Below are 14,689 nucleotides of genomic sequence, written 5' to 3' on the forward strand. Positions count from 1 at the left end.
GCGTACTGCCGCCTGCGGACTGGCCGGGCAGCGACAGCATTCGGGCCAGTTGCGACCACGCGGCCTTGGCGAAACGCGGCCAGTCCACCGCCGGGTTGGCCATGGGTTGCTGCGGGTCCAGCAGATCGCGGTTTTCGATGAACAACAGGCTGTGCACTACCACCGGCGGGATGTCAGCGAAGGCCGCGTAGAACTGCTGCGGATACCGAAATTCATACAGCGGCGCGCCGCGGCAATCGGTGATCGACAGCCCGGCCTGAATCTTCTCCTGATACGGCACGAAAAAACCACGCTGGCTATAGCGCATCAATTCCGGCGAAAAGCGCGTCTGGCGGGTGATCATGTAATCGCGCTTGAGCAGACGCGGCAGAAATTCATCCAGCGAGGAATACCCCAGACGTTTGTCGAAAGGCCCGTCACCCGGGTACACGACAGCCGTGCTCGGTCCAGGCTGCACCGAGTAACTGAGGTTGGCGGCAAAACGGCTGAACTCCCGGGCCTGAAGCCTGGAACTGCGGCTTTCGACCGCCACCGCTGCGCCGAGCGCCACACCTCCCAATGCCACGACCACCCAGAACACCCGCCATCCGTAACGTTTACGAGGGGGATGCTTCGGCGCGCGTGGGTCATCCTGACGGTCAGCGGAAATCACATCTTGCCTGCTATCGGAATGCCTTAATACGCCCATAGTCGATGGCCCGTCACCCTGTTAACGCACCTGAGACAAGCTTAGACGCTGGGTGGGATTGCAGGGGGAATTGTCTGGGGGAATTTGAAGGGGAGGCGTGGCCGTAGCGGTGCGGTCCAGGACCGTTCTAAATGGAGCGTATTTTTCGCGCGTGGTTAACGTGCGTGCGCACCCTAAATGCAGGCGATATTTTATTTTGTAGGATATTTCCGTAAATTTCTTTATGGCGTTGAAGTTCAATGTGTTCGGTGATTACGTCCCAAGTGTCAGTGGCAATGATGCCCGACATAACTTATCGATCAATGTTGAGTTTTAACAATGAATACTAATAAAAAGAATGCGTGTGGCCTCTTTATGTGTGGGCTTTTTCTTGCACTGTCTTGTCATGCTGTCGCGCAGGTGGAAACTGTAATCAATGCAAGTGGGCAGGAGGTTTCACAAGGGGGGCGGTAACAAGTGAGGAGGTTTCGAGTCCGGTGGTTCTATCGGATAAGATTCACCAGATTAGTCAGTCCCTTGAAAGCAGTTCGGCGGTCCACGAATACAGCTTTACTGCAATTCGTGGTCAGGATGTATTGTTGACGATGCCCGGCAGTCAGTACAGCACACTCTGGAAAGTCGAGTATCGGATTGACGGCGGCACCTGGACGCCCAAGCGCCATGCGTTAGCTGAAAAAATATCAGGCCTGAACCCGGGTGCTCAGGTGAATGTCCGGGTGCTCGCGGTTGACGGGGTCGGGTTTGAACGTGCTGAATACAGGATTGTGCTTGGGTCGTTTCCTCATATGAGTTACGACCTGCTCAACGAGAAAGGTATCTTGCCCATTTCGGCCTTTCAACGTCGTTTGGACGGATTCTTCGCAACCCAGGCATTCAAAGAGGTGACGCTGGAGGCGCAGTTTACCGACAGCAAAGCGTATCCGCTGGAGGGTGGGCTGCTGTATTTTTCACTGACCACAGGTACGGAAGAGGAGATAAATAAAGCCATCCCTTCCGACAAGGATGGGAAAATATCAAGGTTGTTTGAGTTTGAACGATGTGAGGGAGGCTGGATGGCAGACAACATCTATGAAAATGTCGATAAAAACCGACTTACGTGGAGTACGCGCTATGAGGAGGGGAAATACAGCGCCAAGAATATGTTGCCTGAGCAACTGGCGGATAATACTCACGAGTTCAAGTTTGGGCATCTGTGCAAGCGCTGGTTGAGCGACTTGGTGAGGCGGTCCTAAGCCTTGAAAGGGCGCTCCGCTTGGTGCAGAGCGCCCTTTTTAGCCCCTAAACGTAGGTGTCAATCACTGAGTTCCAGTTTTTATCATCGGACTCTTTTATCTGTTTAACCCATCCCTCATTAAAATCGTCGTTTACACTTGAGAGTACCTTTCCGAAGTCAATAATGTTCTGGAAATTTAAAAGATTGAGGGCGTTTTTTTTTTATAAAGAATTTGGGGTCGTGGTCAACGATGGTCATTATAAGCCTGGCGCTTTTTCTCACCGTACCCTTGAAATCGACGTCTGAATTGATAGCTTTAGTCAGCCATTGCAAATCGTCTTCACTTAAGCTTTTCCCTGGGTCCAGTATTTTTATCTCCGCGTCATCGCCGAGGGTAAAGCTGAAGCTTTTATCAGCCAGGCCAGGGCGGCTGTCTATTACGTATTCTTTGAAACAGTGAAAAAATGAATATTGATTGGAAAGTGCAATATCAGATTTCCGTCTGATAGAGTCAAGGTATTGATCTCGCGTCATCTCGCGCTGTTCGCCTTCTGCTTTTTTTGTGTCGTCCCAATACTCGATAAATTTTCTCTTCCAAGGCTCCTCCTCCTTGGTGTAAAACTCTTTGGCAAAGGCTTCTTTCTTTTCCTGCTTCGTCAATGGTGTGGAGGGCTCGGGGCGGGTCGGCTGAGACAAAAGAGTCCGCCGTGGTGTTTGAGGTGCCAGGTAGAATGGCATGGTATTGGTGATGTTCATGTATTGCTCCTTGCTGAATAATGACACTCCCTCTATAACGGCGGTATGGATCAATACTTGGCCTGATACGCCTGTAGGGCATTTCCGAGTGGGCGCTGCGGTGCGATGCGTTTATCAATTTCAAACCCGGATATCGACCAAGGGGTCTTTCACGGCGTTGCGCTTCGGTGCATTGCGCTCGACCTGATCGATGAGGGTGTGCATGAAATTGCCGATGGTATTGCGGCTGAATACCTGCCCGTAATCGATCACCTTGCTGAAGCCTTCGAGATTGAGCGTGTGTTCCGTACCAAAATTTTCCGAGTAATGATCCAGCAGTGTCATGATGCTCCTGGCATTGTTGATCAAGTGATCTTTGAATGATTGGCGTTTGTTCAATTCTTCAGTCAGGTAGGTGTGCTCCGCTGGCGTCAATACGCCGTCCGGGTCAGTGACCTTTATCTGCTCATCGAAACCTAACGTGAATCCCGTAGTGTTTCTTCGACAGTTCAGGATTCAGGAAAGACACCTGCCGCTTGAAGTCGTGAAAATCATCAAGCATGCCGCAGATAGACGCTTGAAACTTTCTTATTTCGTTGTCCAGGAATTGTTGTCTGTCACTTTCGAAAAAAGCATCGGGAAAATTTATAAAGGCATCGTCAATCTCGCCTGCGGCATTTTTAGGTAACCAGGGTTTTTTTCAAAACGGTAAAACGCGTGATTCGGATCGCGAGGCGTGTCGACTGTCGATGACAGTGTTTTTGCCGGCTCTACTGATGCGGGGCTGGTGTCGGCGATTTTAATGACGGTGGATTGAGTTTGACGGGGCGTTATCGCTGCGCTGATGTTCATCTCAGTTATCCTGCTGGTGGGTTAAATAGCTGGCGGCTTAACATCGAAAAACTTGTGCTGACAATGTTGTAGGCGTTTTCTGAGAATTCAGAAGCGAGATTTTTTGTAGGGTTTTTCTTGTTTTATATGACGCGGGTTGACTGAAGTGCTGGCTACTCAGGTCTATAAGGAAGCGCGGTTTGAGTTGAGATTTACCGATACCAAAGGTACGGCATTGGAAGGTGGTGTGGCCGTTTTTTAGGCTTGGCCTTGGGCAGGAAGAGCTGAGGCTACGGGTTTGGCGGGATGATTGTCCCGCCCGACTTTTTATGCAGAGACAGAGAGATACGAATAGTTGGCTTTTTCAGCATTGTTCTTAACTTGTCGTACCCACTCGTTTTCCATCTGGTTAATGCCGGCAGTCAGGATCTTGTCGTAATCGATTATGCTATTAAAGTTCTCGATGTTGAGGCTGTATCGACTTCCGAAGGTTTCGTGATCATGATCGACCAGACTCATGAGCTTTTTTGCATTTGCCCGGACCATGCTGTTAAGCCCTTGAAAATTATTGATGGATTCTGTCGGCATCGGTGAGGCTGTTATCGTGGTCAATGAGTTTCAGAGAGGCGTTCTCGTCCAGCGTGAAGCCAAATTTTTTGGCTGCCAAATCTGGGTGGGAACCTATTAGCTCTTTTCTGTAGGCGTCATACGTGAACTGCATGAGCCTCAAATCTATGGCATTGACCATTTTTTCATGTGCCACGTATTGCTCGCGATTAGTGATCAGCGGATCCACCGGCTCTGAAAGCCAGGGTTCTTTCTGATACTCATAGAAGGGCTTTTCGTTTGTCGTCGAGGTGTCAGCCCTAACGGAATTTTCTCGCGCAGCGCGGAAAACAATCCCCTGTTCCAGTTCGCGTGAGATTGCTTTAGGCTGCAATGTGTTCATGTGGTTTTTTACGGCATCGATATTCAAGGTCTTACCCTCCCATTGAGTTCTTACCCAATACCGGCCCTGTCCAGAAAAACTTGGCCTGATAAAGCAGTAGGAAATTTCCGAGAGGGCTTGCGCGTGTGATGCTGTTTTCAGGTGGGTAACAAACGCGGTGCCTTATCGAAGCGTTTGTTCAACTCCAGCCCATTCGCCATCAGCATCATCAACCCCAGACCGACTATGGCGGTGGTCACTTGCATCGGCCAAGTGTCGCCTGCCAGTGCATTGGCCATATCAGCCAGAGGCGCCAACAATACACCCAGGCAAAAGATTTCCAGCGAGTAGCGGCCCATGCGGCGCGTCTGGCGAGCAGGCCAGTTGTCGAGCCAGGTGCTGGTGGTCGGCAGCAGTCGTGCGACGACGTAAACCAGCGCCAGGAAGTGCAGCAGGCGAACGGGTGCCAGGTCGGTCTTGCTGATGGGATAGAAGCTTTCCAGTTGCAGGGTCGACACCAGCGCAGTGTGCAGGTCCGGCCATTTCTCGCTGAAGGTCAGCGCGCCTGCAATCAGCACATACAGTGCAGCGACGATGAATAACGGTTGCCGGGACAAGGGGCGACGCTCTGTCGCGGCGTTGGTTTCTGCGCGCAAGGCACAGGCACCGCCGAGCACGAACAATAGTTGCCAGGCGACCGGGTTGAAGTACCAGACGCCACCGCCTTCATACGCGCGCAGATTCCAGCCGAACAGCGGCACCATCAGGTACAGGGCGACGGATAGACCGACCGCCAGCTCCAGCTTGCGCAGCATGAGGGGCAGGATTAACGGCAGCGTCAGCAGCAGAACGATATACAGCGGCAGCGGGTCGGTGAGGTTGGGTTTGAAGCGCAACAACAGTTCGTCGGCCAGCGCCTGTTGCGGATTGCCGACAAAATATTCCAGGCCCATCTGCTGGACCATGTCTCGGGTCTCGACGTGGTTGTTGGCGACGAAAACGATGCCCATCAGCAGGGTCAGCAGGAAGATATGCACCACATACAGCACCCAGGTCCGTCGCAGAATGCGCACGCCTGCGACCAGCATACCTTCGCGTCGCGCCATGCGTCCGTAAGCGAGGATCGCTGCGTAGCCGGCCAGAAAGACGAAGATCTCCGCCGCATCGCTGAAACCGAAGTTGCGCACGGTGAGTTGGGCCAGAGGGTTATCCGGCACGTGATCCCAGAAGATGAAGACCAGCGCCAGGCCTCGAAAGAAGTCGATTCGATGATCGCGTCCGTTAGTCATAACGGTAGGCTCTTGAAAGTTGCTAATAAGATGAGCCGCAGAGGGCTGAGGTTCCACGCCGCCAGTCGGTGTCGGTTGGCGGCGCGGCAGGGTGGCGTCAAACGAGGATTTTTGCAAAATCAGGCTATTACAGAATGTCTCCGCGTTGCGTTTCAGGCGACGTCGTCGGCGGGCTCGAAGCTGTCGGCGCGTGCCATTCGCCACATTCGTGAATAGAAACTGTCGTCCTGCACGCCGTTGAGCAACTGCCCAGGCTGCAGGAATACATGGGTTTGCGAGAACAGCTTGATTTCCGTCGCCGACATGCGCCGCACCAGGTGTTTGGCTTCCAGTTGTGATGGGTGATCCAGACCTGCGGCGGCGAGCATTTCGGCCAGCCCTTTGAGCGTGTTGCGATGGAAGTTGTACACCCGCTCGGCCTTGTCCGGGACGACCAGTGCACGTTGGCGCAGGGCATCCTGAGTCGCCACGCCCGTAGGGCATTTATTGGTGTGGCAACTTTGTGACTGAATGCAACCGATCGCGAACATGAAGCCGCGTGCGGAGTTGGCCCAGTCGGCACCAATGGCCAGCACGCTGGCGATATCGAATGCACTGACAATCTTGCCGCTGGCACCCAACCGGATCTTGTCGCGCAGATTCAGGCCGACCAGGGTGTTGTGGACGAACAACAAACCCTCGCGCATCGGCGTGCCCATGTGATCGGTAAATTCCACCGGCGCCGCGCCCGTTCCGCCTTCCGTGCCATCGACGACGATGAAGTCCGGATAGATGCCGGTATCGAGCATCGCCTTGGCGATACCCATGAATTCCCAGGGATGACCGAGGCAGAATTTGAACCCCACGGGCTTGCCGCCCGATAGCATGCGCAGCTGTGCGATGAACTGCATCAACTCGAGCGGTGTGGAAAATGCGCTATGGCGGGAGGGCGAGATGCAGTCTTCGCCCATGGGGATGCCTCGGGTGTCGGCGATTTCCTGGGTCACCTTATGCTTGGGCAGAATGCCGCCATGTCCGGGCTTGGCACCCTGGCTCATTTTGATCTCGATCATGCGCACTTGCGGATGGGTGGCCTGGGCCGTAAATCGTTGCGGATCGAAGCGGCCATCCGCGGTGCGGCAACCGAAATAACCGCTGCCCAGTTCCCAGGTCAAATCGCCACCGTGTTCGCGGTGGTAAGGGCTGATGCTGCCTTCGCCAGTGTCATGGGCGAAGTTGCCCAGCTTCGCACCTTTGTTCAGCGCACGGATGGCATTGGCGCTGAGCGAGCCGAAGCTCATGGCCGAGATATTGAAGATCGAGGCCGAATACGGCTGGGTGCATTGCGGGCCGCCGATCGATACGCGAAACCCGTTCGGGTCGCTGAGCGGCGCCGGGCGCATGGAGTGGCCGATGAACTCAAAGCCGGTCTGGTAGACATCGATCAGCGTGCCGAACGGCTTGTCCGCCGATTCGTTCTTGGCCCGCGAATACACCAGCGAGCGCTGGGCACGGGAAAAGGGTAGGGCGTCACTGTCGGATTCGAGCAGGTATTGGCGAATCTCCGGGCGTATGGCTTCGACGGCGTAGCGAATGTTGCCCAGGATCGGGTAGTTGCGGCGCACTGAGTGCGGCGTCTGCAGCAGGTCGATGATGCCCACGATGCTCAGGATGGCGGTCACCAGCGTAAACGGCCATAGCCATTCGTGATGCCAGAAGGGCAGGCTGAATAGCGTGAACAGTACGCATCCGACGAAGACTGCATAACGACTGAGTAGCGAAAGGCTCATACGACATCCTTGGACTAATGGCGGTTTTCTGCGCTGGGCGCCCCGTCTTCGCCTGCGACTTGGCGCACGCAGGACCGCAGGGCTGCCGGACTGACTGCGTCTGCACCGGTCTCATGAGCGAGCCGACGCGTGACGCCTCTGAAATGTAGCGGATTGCCGCCATGCGCGTGAGCGGTAAATGGCGTATCGAGCGTGGCTTCTGCTTGTGCGGCAGCGTTGGTTCAGCTTTCCAGCAGCCAGGGTTTGAGGTGCCGCAAGCGTTCGGTCACGGCGTACACCTCTTCGCGACCTTCCAGGCTGGTCCAGCGCAGATGCTGAATCAGGGCCTGCTCCTTGGGGTTCAGCGCGACGAAACCCAGTTCGTCTGCCTTGCGCATGAAGCTGTCGCGAGGTTCGGCGGGCGTGCTGGCGGCGATCACGTCCTGCAGCGCGCTCTGCAGCATCGCGACATACCCCACCAGCATCGAAGGGTTGCACATGACATCGGTCTTGTTGACGTAGCCGTCGAGCAGGCGCAGCGAGTCGCGGGCTTCGATCAGGCGTGCGTAGGCGTGTGAGGGCAGGTCGTAACGGCGGGTGTCAGGCATGAATATCCTACTGGCTTTTTTTGTTGTCCCATCCGGGTTCCGGTATCCGTCCCGGACCGCTGATGTGGCAGAGGCGCGAGGAACCTTAGCTTCTAGCCCGTGCCCGATCAAGCCTGGTGATAGGCCTGATCGACAGGAATCATTATCATCTGCCAGACACGTTATGTTACTGTGTAACAATTGATTCACCCCATCATCCGGAGGCTTCTCAATGAAACCTGATATCCATCCCGCTTACCGCACCGTGCTGTTCCATGACACCGCCGCCGATGCCTTCTTCCTGATCGGTTCCACGGTCGATACCGACCGCACCCATCAGCACAGCGATGGCAATACCTATCCGTATGTCGCCCTCGACGTATCCAGTGCTTCGCACCCGATGTACACCGGTCAGCAGCGCAAGACCACCAGCGAAGGCCGTATCGCGGGCTTCAACAAGCGTTTTGCCACGTTCGGTTCCGGTAGCAAGAAAGATACGCCGGCAGAGCAGTGATGCCTCTGCCGTCCCGGTCGAGGGCTGTTCGTACAGAATTGCCCCTCGACCGGGATTTTTTTGCCTGTAATCCGGGTTGCGACCACTCGTCCACTGGACTCGCGGCGCGAATTGCTTTTATCTTCGCGGCCTGAAAAACAGGAGTACCCGCTTTGAAAAAGTCAGTGGCCATCATTTTCGGTGGGCAATCCAGCGAACATGAAGTTTCGTTGCAGTCGGCACGCAACGTGATCAATGCAATTGATCGTGAAAGCTATGAGCTGACCCTGATCGGCGTCGACAAGAACGGCTGCTGGTTGCGCTTCGACGAAGGCGATTATCTGCTCAACGCCAGCGATCCGGCGAAGATCCGCCTGAGTACTGCGGGTAAACGTCTGGCGCTATTGCCGGGCAGTACCGGCGGGCAGTTCGTCGAAGTGGACTCCGGCGAGCAACTGGCGCGAATCGATGTGGTATTTCCTTTGATCCACGGTGCGTTCGGCGAAGATGGGTCGTTGCAGGGCTTGCTGCGTTTGCTGGCTATCCCGTTCGTAGGCCCGGATGTGTTGAGCTCGGCAGCCTGCATGGACAAGGACGTGACCAAGCGCCTGCTGCGTGACGCGGGCATCGCCGTGGCACCGTTCGTGGTGCTGACCCGTGGCCAGAGCATCACATTCGCTGAAGTCGCCGAACGACTCGGCCTGCCGATGTTCGTCAAACCGGCCAGTCAAGGATCGTCCGTGGGCGTCAGCAAGGTCATCGACGAGGCCGGTTTCAACGCGGCTGTGGCGTTGGGTTTCCAGTTCGATCACAAACTGCTGATCGAGCAGGGCATTGTCGGGCGTGAAGTGGAATGCGCCGTGCTCGGTAACCGTCAGCCACAGGTCAGCGTGTGCGGTGAGGTGGTCGCCAATGACGAGTTCTATGCCTACGACACCAAGTACCTCAACGGTGATCAGGCGCGCATCGCGATTCCAGCGGAACTCCCCGCCGACCTGAGCGACGAAGTGCGCAACGTCGCGCTGACCGCTTACAAGGTGCTGGGGTGTGCCGGTCTGTCGCGGGTCGACTTCTTCGTCACCGAGACACGCGACATCATTATCAATGAGGTCAACACCCTCCCCGGTTTTACCTCCATCAGCATGTACCCCAAGCTCTGGCAGGCCAGCGGGCTTTCCTACGCCGGACTTATCGATCGTCTGATCACGTTCGCGCTGGAGCGCGCCGACGAAGCCCGACTGCTCAAGACGGATATCTTTGCATGAAGCGGATCACGATTGCCGCAGCGCTGCTGATCGATCCCGGTGGCAGAACCTTGCTGGTGCGCAAGCGCGGCACGCAGGCGTTCATGCAGCCGGGCGGCAAGATTGAACCGGGTGAGCCTGCGGTGCAGGCGCTGGTCAGAGAATTGCAGGAAGAGTTGGGGCTGGTCATCGAGCCACAACAGGCGCTCTTTCTGGGCGAGTTCAGCGCGCCTGCCGCCAACGAACCCGGCTTCGAGGTGCATTGCCAGTTGTTCGAGGTCGTGACCGATGCTCCAGTAGCGCCTGCGGCCGAGATCGAGGAAGTGATCTGGCTGGGTCTGCATGAAACGAGTGCCGCCCCTCATCCTGATCTGCAACTGGCACCGCTGACACGTGATCTGATTCTGCCTCTGTACCGCCAACGGCAGGCCGAAGCGGTCTGATCTGCAGCAGTCAACATCGTCCTGCCGGGTCGTGCAGGACGATCACCTTTTTTAACGAACAGCGCTGACACCGTCCAGCGTAGAAAAGGACGTATCCTTGGCCGTCAGCAGAAAGTCACGCATGTAAGGCGCGTCCAGCATGTCGGCGCGAATGGCGGCATACAGGGTTGCGAACAATCCTTTTTCCCCGAGACGCTTGGCCTTCACGTAGCCACGTGAGCTGTACTCATGCAGCGCCCAGTGCGGCATGCCGCATACCCCACGGCCGCTGGCGACCAGTTGCATCATCATCACCGTCAGTTCCGAGGTCCGTACCTGAGCGGGTTCAATGTCGGCTGGTTCCAGAAAACGCGTGAAGATGTCCAGTCGATCCCGTTCCACGGGATAGATGATCAGGGTTTCAGTCAGCAGGTCTTCAGGGACGATGTAAGGTTTGTTGGCCAGCGCATGCTGATTGGCGACCGCCAGCATCGCCTCGTACGTGAACAGCGGCACGTACGTGATGCCGGGCAGTTCCTGCGGGTCCGAGGTCACGACCAGGTCCAGGTCGCCGCGTGCCAGCGCGGGCAGCGGGGCGAAGGAGAAACCCGAGGACAGGTCCAGTTCGACCTCCGGCCAGGCGTCGCGGAACTGGTCAATGGTCGGCATCAACCATTGAAAACAGCTATGGCATTCGATGGCCATGTGCAGGCGTCCCGCCGTGCCACCGGCCAGACGGGCGATATCCCGTTCGGCGCTACGCAGTTGAGGCAGCAGCGAGTCAGCCAGTTGCAGCAGGCGCAGCCCGGCGCTGGTAAAGCGAACGGGTTTGGTCTTGCGCACGAACAGCGGCATGCCCATGCGCTCTTCCAGCTCCTTGAACTGGTGGGACAGCGCCGACTGGGTCAGGTGCAGACGCTCCGCCGCTTCCACAAGGCTGTCAGCTTCTCGCAGGGCGTGGAGGGTTTTGAGGTGGCGTATCTCAAGCACGGTCAGTGCTCCATGAGTAGTATTTGTGATCAACACGAAAAAAATGAGTTTGTCTCATGTTGCTTCGGCTGTCGACAATAGCGACATCATTTATGGAGGACGTCTCATGGCTCTGGCACACAACGCTGACTACCTGCGCATAGGCGCCGATCGTGAACTGCAGCAGGCTTTGCAGGCATGCTGGCAGCGTGATCAAGTCCATGACGCGGGCTCCGATTCGGCTGCATGGCTTGCCGGGCAGTTTCCCCATCTGGTTGCGCAGGTTAACCGGGTGCAGCATTTCCAGCCTGACTGGGTGCCGCTGCTCGACGCTGCCCATGAGGCAAATGAACAAGGTCGCAAGCCGTCGCTGGTCGGGCCGCTGACGTACCTGTGGTTCGCTCAGGCCGATGCAGGCACCGACAAGCTCGATTTGCTGGAGCGCCTGCTGCCAGCCTACGGCGAAATCTTCGGTCGCCTGGCCGCGCGGGGCATCGAGTGGGTGCAGATCGACGAGCCGATTCTGACTCTGGACCTGCCGCTGGAATGGAGAAACGCCTTCGAGCGTGCGTATCACATCCTGCAGTACTCCCCGCTGAAAAAGCTGGTTGCGACCTACTCTGGTGATCTCAAGGACAATCTGGGCGTGGCGGCGTTGCTGCCTGTCGCGGGTCTGCACATCGACAGCGTCAGCGTGACCGAACAATTGGGCCCGGTGTTCGATCGTCTGCCGACCTACAAGGTCCTGTCCCTCGGCAACGCCAGCGATCAGACCGAACTGGTTCAAGAGGCGCGGGCCCGGTTTGGAGAAAACCTGCTGCTGGCGGGCGCTGCGTGATCGCTCGGCCGCGTCTTTCGGATCCTTTTGACGACCGTCGAGCGTCATTCATTAAATTGTCACGTAACTGTGGCAGCGCGCTTTGCAAAACATCATCAGACTCGTTGCCTACTGGGGATCTGTTTTTTGGTGTTTTTCATGCGGGTTTTAATTTTTCTGGCCGCGCTTTTGTGCGGCTTGCCTTCTTTTGCGGCCGATCGATGCAGCGTTGACGTTCCTGTACAGACCGCCGAGCTCAAGCAGGTTCGGATCGCCTACCAAAGCATTGGCAGTGAATCCGATCCTGCCTTGCTGCTGGTCATGGGGTTGGGTGGGCAACTGATTCACTGGCCTGATGAAGTGGTGGTTGCGCTCTGCCAGCAGGGCTATCGGGTCATCCGTTACGACAACCGCGATGTCGGCCTGTCCACTTGGGTACAGCAACCTGCCGACGCCAACCTCACCTATGAAGTGCTGCGCTACAAGCTCGGCCTGCCGGTTTCCGCACCTTATTCGCTGACCGACATGGCCGATGATGCGCTAGGCCTGATGGACGCGTTGCAGGTTCGGCAGTTCCATGTGCTGGGAGCCAGCATGGGCGGCATGATCGCTCAGCATCTGGCAGACCTTGCGCCTGCGCGGGTCGAGAGCCTGACGCTGATCATGACCAGTTCCGGCGCGCAGGGATTGCCGATGCCCAGCGCCGCCTTGATGCAACTGCTGGCCCGACGTGGCGCGCCGAACCGCGAAACGGCCATCGAGCAACAGGCTGACTTGCTGGCGGCATTGGGCAGTCCGCAGGTCAAGGATGACCGTGCCCAACTGCTGCATCAGGCGGCGGTGTCCTATGACCGTGCGTTCAATCCTGAAGGGGTGAAACGCCAGATAATGGCGATTCTCGCTGAACCCAGCCGGGTCGAACTGCTCAACCGCCTGCGGTTGCCGGTGCTGGTGGTGCACGGCACGGCCGATCCGTTGCTGCCAGTGATGCATGGCGTGCATGTCGCCGCGCATATACAGGGCAGCCAGTTGCGTCTGATTCCGGGGCTCGCGCACCGTTTTCAAGAAGCTTTCAAGGCACCACTGTTGGGCGCTGTGCTGCCGTACCTGAAAGCACAGCACGAAGATGGCCGCCATCTGGCGCAACTGTAGACTTGACGGCATTGCGGCAACCGCCGATGCCGTTGAAAGGAACCGTCAGAGGTGTATCGTGTGGCTTTTGCCAACCGAGCGAGGGCCCGCATGAGCACTGCACTGAAGATCGATTTCGTTTCCGATGTTTCCTGCCCCTGGTGCGTCATTGGCCTGCGAGCGCTGGACAAGGCACTGGCGGAGCTGGGCGATGAGGTGGATGCACGTATCCATTTTCAGCCGTTCGAACTGAACCCGAACATGAGCGCCGAAGGCCAGGACATCAAAGAACACATCGCCGAAAAATATGGCTCTTCGCCCGAGCAGATCGAAGGCATTCACGACACTATCCGTGAACGAGGCGCCGAACAGGGTTTTGTGTTCGCCAAGGGCGAGCGCCGTATCTACAACACCTTCGACGCTCACCGCCTGCTGCACTGGGCCGAGCTTGAAGGCAAGCAGCATGCCTTGAAAGAAGCGCTGTTCGAAGCGTACTTCAGCGACCTGAAGGATCCGTCCAGCCACCAGACACTGGCGGATGTGGCGCAGAAAGTCGGACTGGACCGCGTACGTGCCCAAGCCGTTCTGGACGATAACGAATACGCCAAAGAAGTACGCGAAGCCGAGCAGCTCTGGACATCGCGCGGCGTCAGTTCAGTGCCGACCATCGTGTTCAACGACCAGTACGCCGTGTCCGGCGGGCAACCGGTTGACGTGTTCGTCAGTGCGATCCGGCAGATTGTCAGCGAGGTGAAGTGAGGAAAAAACTTTTGTTCTGATCAATCAAAGCTCCCCCTTGGGGGAACTTTGGTTGATTTTAGGTAGTGGGTTTCGGCTGCACGCGTAGGTCTTGTTATTGAGATTGGCCGACTAACAGTAGTTCTCAGGCCGTCGAGGGCTGCCAATATTGATTGCACGGGTATCGCTAAAAACAGGCTATTAGTCGATGACCAAAGCGAGCCCTCTTTGAGAGCGCTCCTGAGCCTTTATCATCACTTTTCAACGTTTCCAGGAATGAATAACTCTGCCTCATAAGCGAAATCTTTTCCTGAGAATGCGTTCTCTAAAGCACTTAGGGTATCGCCAAAAACCTGAAAATATAAAGTTTCAATCTCATTATGCTCATCAAGAAATACAGACATGTTAATCATGTCTCCAATGAACTTTCTGACGCCCGTGTACTCGTCTGATAGCTCGAGTTTCAAGCGGTTAGCCAACTGCTCTGGCAGGCTGTCCGAAAGTCGTCGGGCACTCTCAAACTCCCAGCCGTACTCACCGAAAATTTTGCTTGCTCCCACAGGCACTATAAAGGCTGCTTGGTAATGACTTTTCATAAATTATTCCCAAATCTCTACTGGAATCTTGTCTAGTCCTGCTTTTTTTTGCCGCTTCAGTTCTGTGATGTCCATCTGGATTTCTAGCCGTCCTGTAGCGGGGTTTCTCCATACGGAGACCGGTTTGCCAGGGTCAAATCCGTTTTTTATCATGTCTTTTTCAAGGCGCTTGATTTGAGAACCGGACATTTCTGATTTGGTCTGAGTGGGTATAAGGTTTCCAGGGTCTTGATATGTGGTTCTAGGGATTCTCCGAACAT

Annotated in this window: 16 protein-coding genes and 3 pseudogenes; 7 read left to right on the forward strand and 12 right to left on the reverse strand. The window is 56.1% G+C overall.

Going from position 1 to position 14,689, the window contains the following annotated elements; all coding sequences use genetic code 11:
• Nucleotides 1-688 (reverse strand): annotated as a pseudogene (locus BZK31_RS01850) (glycosyl transferase family 51); the annotation flags it as partial.
• Between the two features lie 318 nt (nucleotides 689-1,006).
• Here BZK31_RS01850 and BZK31_RS01855 point away from each other — a divergent pair.
• Nucleotides 1,007-1,920: pseudogene (locus tag BZK31_RS01855) on the forward strand (fibronectin type III domain-containing protein).
• Nucleotides 1,921-2,078: 158 nt separating this feature from the next.
• On the opposite strand, the gene BZK31_RS01860 reads toward BZK31_RS01855, so the two are convergent.
• The 8 genes from BZK31_RS01860 to BZK31_RS01885 all read right to left on the reverse strand — a co-directional run bounded on the left by BZK31_RS01860 (nucleotide 2,079) and on the right by BZK31_RS01885 (nucleotide 8,040).
• Nucleotides 2,079-2,657 carry a hypothetical protein gene (locus BZK31_RS01860; RefSeq protein ID WP_083181052.1) on the reverse strand — a complete coding sequence of 193 codons (579 nt, stop codon included), beginning with the start codon at nucleotides 2,655-2,657 and terminating at the stop codon, nucleotides 2,079-2,081.
• A gap of 120 nt (nucleotides 2,658-2,777) precedes the next feature.
• Nucleotides 2,778-2,981: a hypothetical protein gene (locus BZK31_RS29945; protein WP_244182619.1), complete on the reverse strand. Its 204-nt coding sequence runs from the start codon at nucleotides 2,979-2,981 to the stop codon at nucleotides 2,778-2,780.
• 300 nt (nucleotides 2,982-3,281) lie between these two features.
• On the reverse strand, nucleotides 3,282-3,488 hold the full coding sequence (locus BZK31_RS29365) for a hypothetical protein (protein ID WP_157900690.1): 207 nt from the start codon (nucleotides 3,486-3,488) through the stop codon (nucleotides 3,282-3,284).
• A 306-nt stretch (nucleotides 3,489-3,794) separates the two neighbouring features.
• Entirely contained in the window at nucleotides 3,795-3,986 is a 192-nt protein-coding gene (locus tag BZK31_RS29950; RefSeq protein ID WP_244182621.1) for a hypothetical protein, read from the reverse strand.
• Between the two features lie 46 nt (nucleotides 3,987-4,032).
• The gene (locus tag BZK31_RS29955; protein ID WP_244182620.1) at nucleotides 4,033-4,443 is read right to left on the reverse strand and encodes a hypothetical protein; all 411 of its coding nucleotides are present in this window, start codon (nucleotides 4,441-4,443) and stop codon (nucleotides 4,033-4,035) included.
• A gap of 110 nt (nucleotides 4,444-4,553) precedes the next feature.
• Nucleotides 4,554-5,684: an OpgC domain-containing protein gene (locus BZK31_RS01875; RefSeq protein ID WP_083181053.1), complete on the reverse strand. Its 1,131-nt coding sequence runs from the start codon at nucleotides 5,682-5,684 to the stop codon at nucleotides 4,554-4,556.
• Between the two features lie 152 nt (nucleotides 5,685-5,836).
• Nucleotides 5,837-7,453, reverse strand: coding sequence for an FMN-binding glutamate synthase family protein (locus BZK31_RS01880; RefSeq protein ID WP_083181054.1), 1,617 nt, complete (start codon nucleotides 7,451-7,453; stop codon nucleotides 5,837-5,839).
• 221 nt (nucleotides 7,454-7,674) lie between these two features.
• Nucleotides 7,675-8,040 carry a hypothetical protein gene (locus BZK31_RS01885; RefSeq protein WP_083181055.1) on the reverse strand — a complete coding sequence of 122 codons (366 nt, stop codon included), beginning with the start codon at nucleotides 8,038-8,040 and terminating at the stop codon, nucleotides 7,675-7,677.
• A gap of 211 nt (nucleotides 8,041-8,251) precedes the next feature.
• On the opposite strand from BZK31_RS01885, the gene BZK31_RS01890 reads away from it, so the two are divergent.
• From BZK31_RS01890 to BZK31_RS01900, 3 genes are all read left to right on the forward strand, one after another.
• Nucleotides 8,252-8,533, forward strand: a complete 282-nt coding sequence (locus tag BZK31_RS01890; protein ID WP_083181056.1) for a type B 50S ribosomal protein L31 — start codon at nucleotides 8,252-8,254, stop codon at nucleotides 8,531-8,533.
• A gap of 152 nt (nucleotides 8,534-8,685) precedes the next feature.
• Nucleotides 8,686-9,777: a D-alanine--D-alanine ligase gene (gene ddlA, locus BZK31_RS01895; RefSeq protein WP_083181057.1), complete on the forward strand. Its 1,092-nt coding sequence runs from the start codon at nucleotides 8,686-8,688 to the stop codon at nucleotides 9,775-9,777.
• Complete coding sequence (locus BZK31_RS01900) at nucleotides 9,774-10,199, forward strand: NUDIX hydrolase (RefSeq protein ID WP_083181058.1); 426 nt, start codon at nucleotides 9,774-9,776, stop codon at nucleotides 10,197-10,199. Before ddlA ends, BZK31_RS01900 begins: the two co-directional genes overlap by 4 nt.
• 51 nt (nucleotides 10,200-10,250) lie before the next feature.
• Here BZK31_RS01900 and metR read toward each other — a convergent pair whose 3' ends face one another.
• On the reverse strand, nucleotides 10,251-11,168 hold the full coding sequence (gene metR / locus BZK31_RS01905) for a transcriptional regulator MetR (RefSeq protein WP_083181059.1): 918 nt from the start codon (nucleotides 11,166-11,168) through the stop codon (nucleotides 10,251-10,253).
• Between the two features lie 106 nt (nucleotides 11,169-11,274).
• Here metR and BZK31_RS01910 point away from each other — a divergent pair, with 106 nt between their 5' ends.
• From BZK31_RS01910 to BZK31_RS01920, 3 genes are all read left to right on the forward strand, one after another.
• On the forward strand, nucleotides 11,275-11,985 hold the full coding sequence (locus BZK31_RS01910) for a uroporphyrinogen decarboxylase/cobalamine-independent methonine synthase family protein (protein WP_083181060.1): 711 nt from the start codon (nucleotides 11,275-11,277) through the stop codon (nucleotides 11,983-11,985).
• A gap of 138 nt (nucleotides 11,986-12,123) precedes the next feature.
• On the forward strand, nucleotides 12,124-13,116 hold the full coding sequence (locus BZK31_RS01915; protein WP_083181064.1) for an alpha/beta fold hydrolase: 993 nt from the start codon (nucleotides 12,124-12,126) through the stop codon (nucleotides 13,114-13,116).
• 90 nt (nucleotides 13,117-13,206) lie between these two features.
• A complete protein-coding gene (locus BZK31_RS01920) occupies nucleotides 13,207-13,854 on the forward strand; it encodes a DsbA family oxidoreductase (protein ID WP_083181061.1) in 648 nt (215 codons plus the stop codon).
• A 233-nt stretch (nucleotides 13,855-14,087) separates the two neighbouring features.
• Here the strand turns inward: BZK31_RS01920 and BZK31_RS01925 are convergent, their stop codons facing one another.
• Together BZK31_RS01925 and BZK31_RS01930 are read right to left on the reverse strand one after the other, a co-directional pair.
• A complete protein-coding gene (locus BZK31_RS01925) occupies nucleotides 14,088-14,429 on the reverse strand; it encodes a hypothetical protein (RefSeq protein ID WP_083181062.1) in 342 nt (113 codons plus the stop codon).
• A gap of 3 nt (nucleotides 14,430-14,432) precedes the next feature.
• A pseudogene (locus BZK31_RS01930) lies at nucleotides 14,433-14,689 on the reverse strand (DUF6861 domain-containing protein); the annotation flags it as partial.

It is taken from the genome of Pseudomonas floridensis, assembly GCF_002087235.1.
Taxonomy (GTDB): Bacteria; Pseudomonadota; Gammaproteobacteria; order Pseudomonadales; family Pseudomonadaceae; genus Aquipseudomonas; species Aquipseudomonas floridensis.

Bases quoted from the DNA above. Each gene is read 5' to 3' on its own strand.
- BZK31_RS01860 (WP_083181052.1), bottom strand. From the start codon at position 2,657: ATGAACATCACCAATACCATGCCATTCTACCTGGCACCTCAAACACCA.
- BZK31_RS29945 (WP_244182619.1), bottom strand. From the start codon at position 2,981: ATGACACTGCTGGATCATTACTCGGAAAATTTTGGTACGGAACACACG.
- BZK31_RS29365 (WP_157900690.1), bottom strand. From the start codon at position 3,488: ATGAACATCAGCGCAGCGATAACGCCCCGTCAAACTCAATCCACCGTC.
- BZK31_RS29950 (WP_244182621.1), bottom strand. From the start codon at position 3,986: ATGAGTCTGGTCGATCATGATCACGAAACCTTCGGAAGTCGATACAGC.
- BZK31_RS01875 (WP_083181053.1), bottom strand. From the start codon at position 5,684: ATGACTAACGGACGCGATCATCGAATCGACTTCTTTCGAGGCCTGGCG.
- BZK31_RS01880 (WP_083181054.1), bottom strand. From the start codon at position 7,453: ATGAGCCTTTCGCTACTCAGTCGTTATGCAGTCTTCGTCGGATGCGTA.
- BZK31_RS01885 (WP_083181055.1), bottom strand. From the start codon at position 8,040: ATGCCTGACACCCGCCGTTACGACCTGCCCTCACACGCCTACGCACGC.
- BZK31_RS01890 (WP_083181056.1), top strand. From the start codon at position 8,252: ATGAAACCTGATATCCATCCCGCTTACCGCACCGTGCTGTTCCATGAC.
- BZK31_RS01900 (WP_083181058.1), top strand. From the start codon at position 9,774: ATGAAGCGGATCACGATTGCCGCAGCGCTGCTGATCGATCCCGGTGGC.
- BZK31_RS01910 (WP_083181060.1), top strand. From the start codon at position 11,275: ATGGCTCTGGCACACAACGCTGACTACCTGCGCATAGGCGCCGATCGT.
- BZK31_RS01915 (WP_083181064.1), top strand. From the start codon at position 12,124: ATGCGGGTTTTAATTTTTCTGGCCGCGCTTTTGTGCGGCTTGCCTTCT.
- BZK31_RS01920 (WP_083181061.1), top strand. From the start codon at position 13,207: ATGAGCACTGCACTGAAGATCGATTTCGTTTCCGATGTTTCCTGCCCC.
- BZK31_RS01925 (WP_083181062.1), bottom strand. From the start codon at position 14,429: ATGAAAAGTCATTACCAAGCAGCCTTTATAGTGCCTGTGGGAGCAAGC.